At 63.6% G+C, this 13,408-nt stretch carries 11 protein-coding genes and 1 pseudogene; 4 read left to right on the top strand and 8 right to left on the bottom strand.

The features are described 5' to 3' along the window. Window positions 1-1,212 precede the first annotated feature (1,212 nt). Window positions 1,213-1,809: a phasin family protein gene (locus FXV83_RS18785; RefSeq protein ID WP_148740888.1), complete on the top strand. Its 597-nt coding sequence runs from the start codon at window positions 1,213-1,215 to the stop codon at window positions 1,807-1,809. A gap of 473 nt (window positions 1,810-2,282) precedes the next feature. Here FXV83_RS18785 and FXV83_RS18780 read toward each other — a convergent pair whose 3' ends face one another. From FXV83_RS18780 to FXV83_RS18765, 4 genes are all read right to left on the bottom strand, one after another. Beyond that, a complete protein-coding gene (locus tag FXV83_RS18780) occupies window positions 2,283-2,900 on the bottom strand; it encodes an Isoquinoline 1-oxidoreductase subunit (RefSeq protein ID WP_148740887.1) in 618 nt (205 codons plus the stop codon). A gap of 23 nt (window positions 2,901-2,923) precedes the next feature. After that, window positions 2,924-3,448, bottom strand: coding sequence for a (2Fe-2S)-binding protein (locus FXV83_RS18775; RefSeq protein ID WP_148740886.1), 525 nt, complete (start codon window positions 3,446-3,448; stop codon window positions 2,924-2,926). Next, on the bottom strand, window positions 3,445-6,216 hold the full coding sequence (locus FXV83_RS18770; protein WP_148740885.1) for a xanthine dehydrogenase family protein molybdopterin-binding subunit: 2,772 nt from the start codon (window positions 6,214-6,216) through the stop codon (window positions 3,445-3,447). Before FXV83_RS18770 ends, FXV83_RS18775 begins: the two co-directional genes overlap by 4 nt. Before the next feature lie 182 nt (window positions 6,217-6,398). Beyond that, entirely contained in the window at window positions 6,399-7,490 is a 1,092-nt protein-coding gene (locus tag FXV83_RS18765; protein WP_148740884.1) for a hypothetical protein, read from the bottom strand. Between the two features lie 188 nt (window positions 7,491-7,678). Here FXV83_RS18765 and FXV83_RS18760 point away from each other — a divergent pair, with 188 nt between their 5' ends. Beyond that, window positions 7,679-9,301 (top strand): ABC-F family ATP-binding cassette domain-containing protein, encoded by a 1,623-nt coding sequence (locus FXV83_RS18760; protein ID WP_148740883.1) that lies wholly within the window; start codon window positions 7,679-7,681, stop codon window positions 9,299-9,301. Between the two features lie 302 nt (window positions 9,302-9,603). Here the strand turns inward: FXV83_RS18760 and FXV83_RS42835 are convergent, their stop codons facing one another. Beyond that, the gene (locus FXV83_RS42835; RefSeq protein ID WP_187435995.1) at window positions 9,604-9,777 is read right to left on the bottom strand and encodes a hypothetical protein; all 174 of its coding nucleotides are present in this window, start codon (window positions 9,775-9,777) and stop codon (window positions 9,604-9,606) included. Between the two features lie 24 nt (window positions 9,778-9,801). Here FXV83_RS42835 and FXV83_RS44945 point away from each other — a divergent pair. Then, a pseudogene (locus FXV83_RS44945) lies at window positions 9,802-9,966 on the top strand (MBL fold metallo-hydrolase); the annotation flags it as partial. Window positions 9,967-9,987: 21 nt separating this feature from the next. On the opposite strand, the gene FXV83_RS18750 reads toward FXV83_RS44945, so the two are convergent. The 3 genes from FXV83_RS18750 to FXV83_RS18740 all read right to left on the bottom strand — a co-directional run bounded on the left by FXV83_RS18750 (window position 9,988) and on the right by FXV83_RS18740 (window position 12,537). Continuing rightward, entirely contained in the window at window positions 9,988-11,079 is a 1,092-nt protein-coding gene (locus FXV83_RS18750) for a type II asparaginase (protein ID WP_148740882.1), read from the bottom strand. Window positions 11,080-11,211: 132 nt separating this feature from the next. After that, a complete protein-coding gene (locus tag FXV83_RS18745; protein ID WP_148740881.1) occupies window positions 11,212-11,460 on the bottom strand; it encodes a hypothetical protein in 249 nt (82 codons plus the stop codon). 114 nt (window positions 11,461-11,574) lie between these two features. Continuing rightward, complete coding sequence (locus FXV83_RS18740; protein ID WP_187435994.1) at window positions 11,575-12,537, bottom strand: alpha/beta hydrolase; 963 nt, start codon at window positions 12,535-12,537, stop codon at window positions 11,575-11,577. A 145-nt stretch (window positions 12,538-12,682) separates the two neighbouring features. Here FXV83_RS18740 and FXV83_RS18735 point away from each other — a divergent pair, with 145 nt between their 5' ends. After that, a complete protein-coding gene (locus tag FXV83_RS18735) occupies window positions 12,683-13,360 on the top strand; it encodes a nitroreductase (RefSeq protein WP_148740880.1) in 678 nt (225 codons plus the stop codon). Window positions 13,361-13,408: the final 48 nt, after the last annotated feature.

Genomic DNA, 13,408 nt, shown 5'->3' with positions numbered 1-13,408 from the left:
TCATTCACGCGGGCGCCTTCGATGATCCGCTTGGCGCGACACCCGACCGGCACGTACATTGGGCCTCGCGCGCAAACTGGTACGTCCATGGCGAGGGGTTGTTTGTGCCTCAATCTCGCTGCGCAGCCCAATAACCTGAGCAACGTGCGCTTCCTGAATGGCCACTCCACCTCCCGCGGCCAGAATTACCAGAGAGCCGGCCTGAGCCGGACGCGAATTTGTCCTGGACTGTCACCGACGCCCGAACTGCGCCCGAACGCGCCACGTAGCCTCTGAACCTGACTAAGTTCGGATGTGTAACTATTCCGTTGGTGATGTTGACGGTGAAATTATAGGTCGCATCGCAAGCGCCTCTTTGCGTGACGAAAACGAGGTCCCAAGAGCCGTCGAATGCGGAGCGGGCCTGCGCGATGGAGAGGAGGGCGACCAGGCAGCTCATGGCCGCCACACACGTGAGAAGCTTCTTCATTGTTTTGCTCCAAGCGGTGCTCCCACACATGGCGAGCGGAACTGGCGAGTTCAATGCGGCTCGCCGGGGCCGGAGGAGTGATATTCGCTTCGGGCCTTGGCCATGCAAAAGCGGCTTCAAAGGACGTCGGTCCGAAACGCCATCTTCAAGGTCACGGCGCCGGGCACGCAGCCCCGGTCTTCGCCCAGGCTTCAACCAGCGCGCCGGCCTCTTCCTGCGTGCCCGGCACGGGCGAGCGGCCGAAGCCGGGCTTCCAGGCCCAGCCGACGAGGGTGTCCTTGCCGATATGGTCGATCAGGTCTTCCGCCTTGCGCCCGCCCCTGCGCGCGGGGTCTTTGATCTGCGCGCAGATCTCCAGCTTGAGGAATTTGCTGCTGACTTAGCGGCCTGCGCAATGGCAGCAGGATCTGCATACGTCACCATATGTCCGGCATTCGGGACCAGATGCTCGGAGCGATGCAGCACCTGATGTAGATCTCGCGCCTGTTTGGGTTCGATCACTTGAGCCTTGATGACGCGGGTTCGGTAAAATCCTGAAGCAAGCGGTGCCGAACAGATGAGCCAATCCATAGAATAATTGGAAGTTGAAGCGCTCGTTCCTGCACGCAATCGCGGAGCTGGATTAAAATTGCCTTGCCCCGGAACGGTCGAAAAGTGAGCACGTTTGCTTGCGTAGGATCGCACCTGTGACGGATACGCACAGGATCCGACCTCACCAACAATAACATCGATGGAGCAATAAAATGGCCAATCCACGCCCGGAGGAAAAGTCTACTCAAACCCCTGAGGATACAATTCGACGCGCCGGCGAGAGAAGCGCTGAGCAGACCAAACGGATCGGATTAGCTGCGGCTGAGGCCAGCGAGGAGGTGGCTCAAGCCAGCAGCCATTTGCTGCAACAAAATGCCGAGATGCTGCAAAACACCTGGCACCTCGGCGTCGACATGGCCGCGGCGCTGTTGGGTCGCTCCACTGACCAGCTTGGCCGAACACTCGGTGTGACAGGTGACGAAGCGCAGCGGGCGACGGAACGCTCGGCCCGCAACGCCGAAGCAATAATGTACTCTGCCACAGCTGTCGCCAAAGGCATGAACGGCGTCTCACGCGAGTACTTCGATTTCGTGCGACAGCAGATGGAGCGCAGCATGGACCGCATGAATGAGCTCTGGCGCTGCCGAACTCCTCACGATCTGGCAGCTGTGCACACCGATCTCGTGCGCGACACGATCAGTAGCGCGTTAGATACCAGCCGTCGGATGGCCGATATGTCCCTCAAGGTGGCTGACGATGCCGGAACCCACATAACTCAGAGTGTCGAACGCATGAAGCGTGCTGCCTAGCTGGGCTGCTGCTCATCGGTGGCGCGAGCGGTCCGACCGGAGCCACTCGCGCCTTAAGGGGTGGGTCTGCGAGTCAAGATTCTAGGCCGTGCCAGCATCTCCTAAAACGTCATGCCCGAGCTTGCTCGCGCCACTATTGCCTCGGTCTCGGTGCATTGCATGCCCACTGGGCAAGGCTCTCGGTGAGCTGACGCAATAAGGATTGCTTCAGGGCCGTAACGAGCCATCAATACTGACATTTCAAAAGGCGCTGTTTCCGTAAGAACAAGGGCAGCCCGACGAGGTTAAACTCGCGAGGTGGCCGCGTTCTATCGCGGCGTGAGGCTCGAAGCGCTCGCCGCACCAACGCGGACGTCCAGCAGTGATCGACGAAGTTCTACTTGTGTCTCATAGCCGCCTCGTTAAGCGGGGCCGACCATGACTGCTCGCGCGTGTAGACTAGCCATCATCCAAATCGAATTATGAGCACCCGCTCACGGCGCCGGACAGGCAGCCCCCGTCTTCGCCCAGGCTTCAACCAGCGCGCCGGCTTGCTCCTGCGTGCCCGGCGCGGGTGCGCGGCCGAAGCCGGGCTTCCAGGCCCAGCCGACGAGGGTGTCCTTGCCGATATGGTCGATCAGGTCTTCCACTTTGCGCCCGCCATTGCGCGCGGGGTCTTTGATCTGCTCGCAGATATCGCCGGCGGTCTTGCCCTCCCAGGCCATTTCGCGTGGGGCAAGATGCCAGTCGGGATGGCCGGGCATGCGACCGGGCTCGAAGTTGGCGTTCTGGTGACAGGCGTTGCAGCGCATCGCCTCGAGCCCATGGCCGTCGGCGCCGCGCGTGACCGGCGGCTGATGGAGGCGGGCATTGTCGCCCTGGTGCGGCCTGTCACCGGCCGGATGACAGTTGGTGCAGCGCGGATGCGTCAGGACTTTTCCAAGCTCGGTGAAGATCGCCGCCGAGCGCTTCTCGGTCTCGCCAATGTTCGCAAAACTCTCGGGCGAAGCCAGCGCAGGGGTCGTCGTCTCCGAGGCCGCGTAGGCCGCGCACAGGCTGCTCGCGAGCGCCGCGATCACGGCAATTGTCTTGAATGGTCCGTCGGAGATCATGGCTCGTGTGCCCCCAGGCATGCTTACTTGGTGGCGATGAGATAGCGGGTTGAATCGGCGAGGATCACGTCGCGCACCGCCTCATGATATTTGATGTAGCCGGTGCAGCGGCAGAGATGGCCGTCGAGCGCGTCTGCGATGGTCTGCTCCAGCGCCTCGCGCGGTACGGGGTTGCGCGACAAACGTTCGAGCAGCACCTGGCCTTCGCCCAGGAAGCCGGCGGTGCAATAGCCGCATTGAAAAGCGAAATGCTCGATGAAGGCCTTTTGCAGCACCGAGAGCTCGCCGTCTTTTGCATGCCCCTCGACGGTGCGGATCGACTTGCCGTGAAAGTTCACGGCGGGCGCGACGCAGGTCGGGCTGGTGGTGCTGGTGCCGTCTGGCGCGTCGACGATGATGGCGCAGCTCAGGCATTGCGCGGCGCCGCAGCCGAACTTGGTGCCGGTCATTCCGAGCATCTCGCGCAGAAAATCGTTCATCGAGAGGTCGTCGCGGACGTCCATCGGACCGTGCTTGCGGCCGTTGATGGTGAGGCTGAGAGTCGTCACGCGAGCACTCCTTTCAATAGGCTTGAGGTGACCGGCAGCGCGCGGAAGCGATGGCCGGTGGCATCAAAGATGGCGTTGATCAGCGCCGGCACGATCGGGACCATCACGACTTCAGCCATGCCCTTCGGCGGCTCGTCAGGCGTCAGCGGCTTCAGCATCTCGATCTCGAGATCGCGCAACGGCAGATCCGAGCCGCGTGCGACCAGATAGCGCCCGAGATTCCAATCGCCGCCGCCCGGTCCGCCTTCGAACGGCGGCAAGGTCTCCAGGAGCGCGTAGCCGACGCCCATGGCGAAGCCGCCCTGGGACTGGCCCATCACCACCTCCGGCACCAGCGCGGTGCCGCATTCAAGAACGCTGTAGGCCTTGGCGATGCGCAAGCTCCCTGTGGCGCGTTCGATCTCGACGCGGACCAGCGCGCCGCACATGGAGGTGTAGGCGGTGCCGATCCGGTTGTTGTCGCTCGGTGGAAACTTGACGCTGCTGCGGTTGATACGTTCGAACCTGCCGTTGCCGCGGCGGATCGCGAGCGCGTCGATCTCGGCGCGGTATTGCTCGCCGAATAGGGCAAAGCGTGCGCGCGACCAGGCCCAGCGCGAAAAGCTGTGGGCGATCGCACCGGTGACGAAGCCGCGCGCATGGGCGGTTGCCGCGAGCATGGGGAGCGCCAGCGGTGCGAGACCGGGCATCGTGAGCTGGCCATTTTGCCAGGTCGCGCTCGCCCATCGCCTGGCGCGTGAATCCGTCTTCGGGATGCGCCACAGCTCCAGTGCCGCGGGCCACAGGCCAAAGCGGAAGATAACGCGGGCGGCCTCCGCGGAAGAGTGGGTGCCGACATGAGCGCCGACCGAGGCTGATGTCGCCGAACTGATCCTGGGCACCCAGCGCGGATTTCTCTGCGCTGCGTCCTGGGTCTTTTGATCGATCGTGTAGGGATCGCCTGAGGTGACGAGGCCAAGGATTTCATAGCCATCGACCCGGGCAATCGAGACATCGTCGGCGATGGCGCCGAGGTGGGCCCCGACGCGGTTGGCCAGCGCCGTGCCGATGCCGTTGCCCATCTCGACATGATCGCAGAAGATCGCGATCTTGCCGTCGGCTCCGAGCTCGACGCGGCCGAGCGAGCAGTCCGCGCCGGCGCCGTAGTCCTTGGTTACGCAGGCAACGCCGGTGCCGACCAGACGGTCAGAGGAGGCGCTCTTGAACTGGGCGCGCTGTTGCCAGATCGGATGCTTTTCCAGCCTGTCGAGGATTTCGGGCGTGCGCACCGAGACGATGTAGGGGTTGCCGGTCATGGTCCGGCCGTTCTGCCTGAGCGCATTGCGCCTGCGGAATTCGATCGGATCGAGCTTGAGCTCGCCCGCCGCCTCGTCTATCAGCACTTCGATCGCGGTCAGCGTCTGCAGCGCGCCGTAGCCGCGCATCGAGCCCGCGGTCACGCCGCGCGAATGCAGCGCGACCGTGGTGACGTCGACCTTGGGGATGTCGTAGATGCCGATCGCGGCGGTGGCGGCGACGGTCGCAACGTTGGCGGAGAAATTGGCTTGGCCGCCGCCGTCGAGCACGTGGTCGGCGGCGAAGGCTTTGATGATGCCGGTGGCACGGTCGATGCCGATGCGCGAGCGCATCTTGATCGGGTGGCGCTTGATGCCGCCCTGGAATTGCTGGTAGCGGTCGTGCGCAAGCCGCACCGGTTTTCCGGGAAAGCAGATCGCCGCCAGCGCGACGTAAAGGATGAACGGCGTGTGATCGCGGCCGCCGAAGCCGCCGCCGACATGGGCGAACTGCGCGTTGATATGGGCTGGCTTGTAAGGCGCAGCAGCCTTGGCCAGCAGAAACGCGAGCGAGTCCGCCGCCTCGTACGGCGACTGCACGCCGAGCACCAGCTCGAGATTGCCGCCCTTGCCGGAGTACCAGGCGAGCCCGCATTCGGGCTCCAGGAACATCGGATCGACCGACTGTGTCTCGAACTCGCGGTCGAGAACCAGCAGTGAGGCATCGTCCGCGGCGAGTTCGGCGCGGATCTGCTCGCCGTGTTTCGCGGCCCTGGCGTAGTCGGCCGGCATTTCCTTGGCGAGCGGCGACCACACCGGAAGTGCTGCGTTCTGCAGCTTCCTGGGCGAGATCCAGCCGGCCTGGAGCGGCGAATAGACGTCCGGCTTCTCGGGGGAGGGACCTGCCACGCGCGTGAAGCGATAGGAGCCGTAGTCGGGCGCCATCACCGGTCCGGTCTCCTCGCCGAATTTGACGAAGGAGCCGTCGCGCAAGGCGAGGCGGGTCTGGTCGAAGCTATCGAATGTCTCGAAGATCAGGAGCGCGACCGGCTGTCCGAGATAGAGCGGCGTCTTGCCGGGCGGGCAGAACAGGTCGCCGGCATAGAACTCCGGCGCCTGCGTGCCGATACGGTCGAGATCGGCGGCGGTGACGACGACCGAGGGCTTCAGCGCGCCTTTGAGACGGGCGAGGTCTATGCCGGTGTAGACATGCGTGGCGTCATTGGCGCGCACCAGGATCGCGTGCGAGGTGGTCTGTGGCCAGCCCGGCAGATCATTGGCGCGGAAGTCGGAGGCGTAAAGCTTTGCGCCGGTCACCTTGGCGACGCCGTCGACACGGCCGGCGCCCTTTGTCGCGGGATTGAACTTGCCGCGTCCCGGCAGCGTCTCGTGGGCCGCGAAGGGAGCTCCCGCCGCCGAAGCAAGATGCGACAGGCTGACCGAGATGCCACCTGCCGTCATCCACTTCACGAACGCGCGTCGCGAAGGCCGCATGAGCTGATCCTTGTGCAAGGTTTTGGGGGCGCCGCGATGCTGACGGCATCGAGGCCCGGACGATACGCGGCAACGCTAGCGTGAAGCTGTCATGATTCGTCATCCGACGATAGAAAGGCCTTACCAACTCGTGAACGCGGCCGCGGTGATGCAGCCGCTCTCGTGTCCCCGACATCCGGACGCTATTTGAGATCGGCGATCGTGGCAGGACCAGATCCCGGCGTAATCAACGTCGGCCATTGCTTGGAACCGAACGGAACCAGCGGCGGCAGGAACGGCGTCATGCCGCGCTTGGCCGTCTCCGCGATGATGGCGGCGCGCGCATCGCCTCCCATGAGCTCGTAGTCCATCAGGTGATAATTGCCGAAGAACAGGGAGCCGACCGAGCGATCGGCGATGATCCGCGTCAGCGACTCCAGCATGTCGGCCGGTGTCGTCGTAAAGGAGACGGTTTCGATCAGCAGCAGCCGCGAATTGATGGCATCGGGGCCGAAGAATTGCGCGAGCACGCTGAAGATGACGTTGTTCTGCCGCGCCACGTAGATCGTGTTGCTGGCGGCATAGGTCTTCTCCCAGTCCGGGCCGAGCTGCGTCTTCCAATCCGCCAGCACGCCCATCCAGTGCGCGACCTGGGTCTGGGCCGCCCAAGCGACGTTCTTTGCGAGGAAGGGCGCCTGCTTCTTGCCGAAGGCCTCGAGCCTTGCGAAGGGGATGACGCCGCCGGCGATGCATTCGTCCATGAAGGCGAGGTTGTTTTGCAGGATGCTGCGGTTGTTGTCGCGCCAATCGGCCTGCATCGGCGTTGAGTCGAGGCTCTCGAGCGCTGACTGCATCCGGCTGCGATAGGCCATCATCGAACCGCGCCACGATTTGTTGTCGGGATTGTCGAGATAAGGGCCGACGACCTCGGCCAGCGCCATGGTGCTATGGCCGACCGACTTCAGCAGCTGGTACACGATAGGCACCTGGGGCGCGTCGAGCGGCGGCTGGCCCGGCCGGTACAAGATCAGACGTCCACCGGCGCCGGAGAACAGGCCGAGGATCACCGGGTGCTTGTCGAGGATATTCTTCTGGAACACCTTTGCAGCATCGCCATAGAGCTCGAACATGCCGGTGTTCAGCGCGAGCACATCCTTCGTTGCGATGTCGGCAGGCGCGGCCGTGCTCTTGCCGGAGATGGGCGCCATGTAATCGGGAAGCGTCTGGGCCGCGGCTACGCCGCCACAGGCCAGCAGCAGCGTGGCGGCCGCAGCAAGGCGAAATCGATGTTTCATGGGGGTTCCTCGGATATTTCCAGGATACGCTGTATCGGCGCGTGCCGGCTCGGCGGGCGTGCAAGTATTTCTGGCGCAAAATTGCTAACGATTTGGCAGAGCTGACCAAACCCGGGCCCGGCCGGGCTTCCCCTGGCCGCCCGCATGGCCTATTACGCTGCAACGCAAAAATTCCTCGAAAAGACCTCATGATCCGCCTCGACAACGTCAGCAAGCAAGCCGGCCACCAGATCCTGTTCATCGAAGCCTCGGCCGCCCTCAACAAGGGCGAGAAGATCGGCCTCGTCGGCCCCAACGGCGCCGGCAAGACCACGCTATTCCGGATGATTGCCGGCGAGGAACTGCCCGACGAAGGTCAGGTCTCGACCGATCGCGGCATCACCATCGGCTATTTCAACCAGGACGTGGGCGAGATGAGCGGCCGCAGCGCCGTGGCCGAGGTCATGGACGGCGCGGGGCCGGTCAGCACGGTGGCGGCCGAGCTGCGCGAGCTCGAGACCGCGATGGCCGATCCCGACCGAGCCGACGAGATGGACGAGATCATCGCCCGCTATGGTGAGGTGCAGCACGCCTTCGAGGAGCTCGACGGCTATGCGCTCGACGGCCGGGCGCGCGAGGCGCTGTCCGGCCTCGGTTTCAGCCAGGAGATGATGGACGGTGACGTCGGCAAGCTCTCCGGCGGCTGGAAGATGCGCGTGGCGCTGGCCCGCATCCTCCTGATGCGCCCCGACGTCATGCTGCTCGACGAGCCGAGCAACCATCTCGATCTGGAAAGCCTGATCTGGCTGGAAAAATTCCTGCACGACTACGAGGGCACGCTGCTGATGACCTCGCACGATCGCGAGTTCATCAACCGCGTCATCTCCAAGGTGGTCGAAATCGATTCCGGCTCGCTCACCACCTACACCGGCAATTACGAGTTCTATGAGCAGCAGCGTGCGCTGAACGAGAAGCAGCAGCAGGCGCAGTTCGAGCGCCAGCAGGCGATGCTCGCCAAGGAAATCAAGTTCATCGAACGCTTCAAGGCGCGCGCCTCGCATGCCGCGCAGGTGCAGAGCCGGGTCAAGAAGCTCGACAAGATCGAGCGGGTCGAGCCACCGCGCCGTCGCCAGACCGTTGCGTTCGACTTTCTCCCGGCGCCGCGCTCGGGTGAGGACGTCGTTGCCCTGAAGAAGGTCTTCAAGGGCTATGGAGCGAAGCGGATCTATGACGGGCTCGACTTCATGATCCGCCGCCGCGAGCGCTGGTGCGTGATGGGCGTCAACGGCGCCGGCAAGTCGACGCTGCTCAAGCTGGTCGCCGGCGCGAGCGAGCCCGATGAGGGCACAGTGGCGGTCGGCGGCAGCGTCAAGATGGGCTATTTCGCCCAGCACGCGATGGATTTGCTCGACGGCGAGCAGACGGTGTTTGAGTCACTCGAATACGCGTTTCCGACCGCGGGGCAGGGCTCTCTGCGCGCGCTTGCCGGCTGCTTCGGCTTCTCAGGCGACGACGTCGAGAAGCGCTGCCGCGTGCTCTCGGGCGGCGAGAAAGCGCGGCTGGTGATGGCCAAGATGCTGTTCGATCCGCCGAACTTTCTGGTGCTGGACGAGCCGACCAACCATCTCGACCTCGCCACCAAGGAGATGCTGATTACGGCGCTGTCGGATTTCGAGGGCACCATGCTGTTCGTCTCGCATGACCGGCATTTTCTCAGCGTCCTGTCGAACCGCGTGCTGGAGCTGACGCCGGAAGGCATCCATCAGTTCGGCGGCGGCTACACCGAATATGTCGCGCGCACGGGACAGGAAGCGCCGGGGTTGCGGTCGTAGTGTTGCACGGTAGCCCGGATAGAGTGTAGCGCAATCCGGGATCAAGCCCAGTCAACGCTCGTGCTGCGTTCTACGTCAGGTTTCGCCGAAACCAATCCAGGCGCTCTTGTTCTTGTTCAGGCGATCGGCGCTTCACAAGCACAAAGCCCACCAGTCGCTCGTTCTGATCCGACCAAAAGTTTCCGGACCATGCACTGGTCGTGCACACTGTGATGGTTACGGGGTCCGATGGACTCAGCTTCTCGAGCGCAGCTAACAGTGAAGGAAAGCCCCGTGTAGCGATGCCAGCTCTCATGGTGCTCTCATGCTTTTTTTTTGAGTAGCTGGCGCCAAAATTCGGCGGACGCGTGGTTTGATGTCCCCGTAACAGAGGCAACCTGCATCAGATCTGCTCGTTTCAGGAAGTTGAGGGCAGCTGTGGTGTCTTCGTTTGGCGGCAGCGAGACAATCTGTTGCGTCAATGATTCGATGATCAAGGCCAAAGTCTTCCCTGAGGCTGGCAACCGGATTCGGATGCGAGACAGTCGGCCGTGTCGCGGCGAAAGTTCTTCGCTTCCGTCGCTGACACCGACACGCTGATCTTGCCGATCCATTTTCCGGCGCCGACCGTCGGACTAATCAAGCCGCTCGGCGCCGCCTTTGACTATCGCTTCAAGCGGGACTAGGGCAACCTCGCTTCGGGCGATCTAATAAGTGTAGAACATCCGTTGGATCTCCTTGGTGTCGGTCGTCCTGGTCAGCGCCAGCATCAGCAAAATACGCGCCTTTTGAGGATTGAGCGTATCCGAGACGACGAAGTCGTGTTCGTCGTCCTTGGCCTCCCCATTGCGTGCGACGATGCCGTTCCCGACACGGCTGCTGCGAACGATCACGACACCCTTCTTGCGGGCCTCGTCCAGAGCCGGCTCAACCGCGGGCCGAGCCAAGCTGCCGTCACCCACGCCGGCATGCACGATCCCCTTGGCTCCGGCGGCCACAAAAGCGTCGATCGCCACCCGGTTCATGTTGGCGTAGCCGTAGACGATGTCGACTTGCGGCAGGGCATCGAGGTTAGAAACGTCAAATTCGGAGTCCGCCGTGTGCCGTCGCGTCGATTGACGATAGAAGTACGGTTTGTTGCCTTGTATGTAGCCGAGGAAGCCGAGTTCCGGCGTGCGGAAGGTGTCTGCCGTCGAGGTGTTGTTTTTGGTGACCTCGCGAGCCGCGTTGATCTGATCGTTGAGGGCGACGAGCACGCCCTTGCCGACGGCCTCTTCACTGCCTGCCAGGATCACCGCATTGTAGAGGTTGATCGGCCCATCCGCGCTGATCGCTGTCGAGGGCCGCATCGCGCCGACGATGACGACAGGCTTCTTGCTCTTGACGACAAGGTCTAGAAAATAGCTGGTTTCCTCGATCGTATCGGTCCCGTGCGTGATCACGATCCCATCCACGTCGTCCTGCGCGAGAAGCGCGTTGACGCGCTTTGCAAGCTTCAGCCAGTAGTCATTGTTCATGTTCTCGCTGGCGATCTGAAAGACCTGCTCGCCCTTGACGTTAGCCACCGTTTTCAGTTCGGGGACGGCGTTCAGGAGGGTCTCTATGCCCACCGTAGCTGCGGTGTAGCCGACCACGGTGGTGCTGCTCGCCCCGGTGCCGGCGATCGTGCCACCGGTTGCCAGAACCATGACGTTGGGCAGACCGGGACCCCTTGCGTTCGCGACGTCAAGACTGATGAGCAGCGCGAAGAGCAAGCTCATTGTAGCCATGATCTGATTGCGCACTCGAAGTTGCCACATCTTGACGTCCCCTTCCTGGAAAGCCTGCGTTCCTTGCCACACGGAAACACAGACGCGGATGCCCGGGACAAGCCCCGGGCACGACGACTGCGTTGAACAATCGTTCGCTGACGGGCCGTGAACGTGCAGCGATTACGCGCCCATCTCGCACTTCTTCATGAAGCTGTTTTTCGCGGCACCGGCGAGCGGCTTGCCGTCGGCGCTGACCGCCTTGGGCGCGCAGGCGTCTTCCTTGCACTTCTTCAGGAACGAGGTCTTGGCGGCCCCGGCCAAAGGCTTGCCGTCCTTGCCGACCGCCTTGCTCGCGCAGGTGTCTTCGGCGAAGGCCGAGCCGGCCGCGAAGGTGGCAACGATCGCAGCGAGGAAAATCCGCTTCATCATGAGTGTCTCCCTAAACCAGAAATGGCATGCGGATTGGAGACGGGAATCGTGGCGCAATCAAGCACGATCGACGTCGGCCCCGACCGCCATCGCCGATTTTTGTTGGTCCGGACCTCAGATCCCTCGTGCGAGCAGCGCCTTGAAGTCGGCCCGCGCGCGCTGCGCCTCGGTCCGCGCGACATCGGAGGCATCGCCAAGGCCGAAATAGCCATGGATCAGGCTGGCGCCCTCGTGGTGCTTCACTCGCACGCCGGCTGCTTCCAGCGCCCGCACGTAGGCGGCGCCTTCGTCGCGCAGCGGATCGAACCAGGCGGTGGTCACGATCGCGGGTGCGACGCCGGCGAGCGAGGGGGCGCGTAGCGGCGATACGCGCCAGTCCTTCGCGTGGGTGGGATCGGCGAGATAGTGACCGGTGAACCATGCCATCACCGCGCGCGAGAGGAAATAGCCCTCGGCATTCTCTGCGCGCGAGGGATAGCGCGCATTCTCCCGTGCCTCGGCATATCCGCCGACGACATCGGTCACGGGATAGACCAGCAACTGCGCGGCGAGCTTGATGCCCGCATCGCGGCAAGCAATCGCGGTGGCCGCAGCGAGATTGCCGCCGGCGCTGTCGCCGGCGACGCCGAGCCGCTTCGCGTCGCCGCCAAATTCCGCGACGCGGTTGAAGACGTCGCTGACCGCGGCAAAGGCATCCTCGAACGCACCGGGAAAGCGCGTCTCCGGCGGGCGGCGGTAATCGACGGAAATGACCACCGCGCCGGTCTCGATCGCGAGCCATCGCGCCTGCCGGTCGTGGGTCTCGAGGTCGCCCGCAACCCAGCCGCCGCCGTGGAAGAACACCACGGTCGGCGCCGGACCGGTGCCGATCCTGTAGAGGCGCGCATCAAGCGGGCCGGCGCCGCCTTGGACCTTGATGTCCTGCACGGTATCGACGGGCGGCGGCGGTATGGCGGCACGCGAGGCAGCGAGTTCGCGCAAGGATTCGCGGGCACTCTGTGGCGTCATGACCGTGGGATCGCGCATTGGCAGCAGCGGGATGATCTGGGCGATGACGGGATCGAGCGGTGCAGCCATGGGAAGTCCTCGCAGGTGTGGCGGGTCCACACCGGGGTTCTTGGTCTTGCTTGCGCGTTAGCATAGATTTTGACAGCCGCCTCGGCAACCGGGGCGGCCGGTCGCAACGTTGCCGGATGGAAAGTCGCAAGGGGGGATTTAGAACGTGGAATTCGAAACGCTGGTCCAGTCGCGCCGCAGCGTGCGCGGTTTCAGGAACGAGCCGGTGCCGCGCCCGGTGATCGAGGCGATCATCGAGATTGCAAAGCGCGCGCCGTCCTCGATGAATACCCAGCCCTGGCATGTGCACGTGCTCACCGGCGCTCCTCTGGAACACGTGCGCCGCCGCAACATGGAGGAGATGGTTGGCGGCGCCAAGGTCAAGCGCGACATCGTCAGCCATGGCGAGTACCAGGGCGTTCACCGCAACCGGCAGGTCGACGTCGCCAAGAAACTGTTCGGCGCGATGGGCATCGCGCGCGACGACAAGCCGATGCGGCAGGACTGGGTGTTGCGCGGCTTCCGCCAGTTCGACGCGCCGGTATCGCTGGTGCTTACCTACGACCGCGTGCTCGACCCCGGCGCAGTCTGCCATTTCGATCTCGGCGCGCTCTGCTACGGAATCGTGCTCGCGGCCTGGGATCGCGGCCTCGGCAGCGTGATCAACGGGCAGGGCATCATGCGGTCCGACATCGTGCGCGAGGTCGCGAGGATTCCGGAGGACGAAGTCATCATGACCTGCGTCGCGATGGGCTATCCCGACGAGACGTTTGCCGCCAACGCCGTTCGCTCGGATCGCGAGCACAACGAGGAGTTCGTGCGGTTCGTCGGATTCGCCGACTGACGCGGGTTGCGGAGGAAATTTTTCTCGCGCAGAAATTTTTGGTGTGGA

The sequence above is a fragment of the Bradyrhizobium hipponense genome, assembly GCF_008123965.1.
GTDB lineage: Bacteria > Pseudomonadota > Alphaproteobacteria > Rhizobiales > Xanthobacteraceae > Bradyrhizobium > Bradyrhizobium hipponense.
This window is presented reverse-complemented; position numbering and strand designations above follow the sequence as displayed.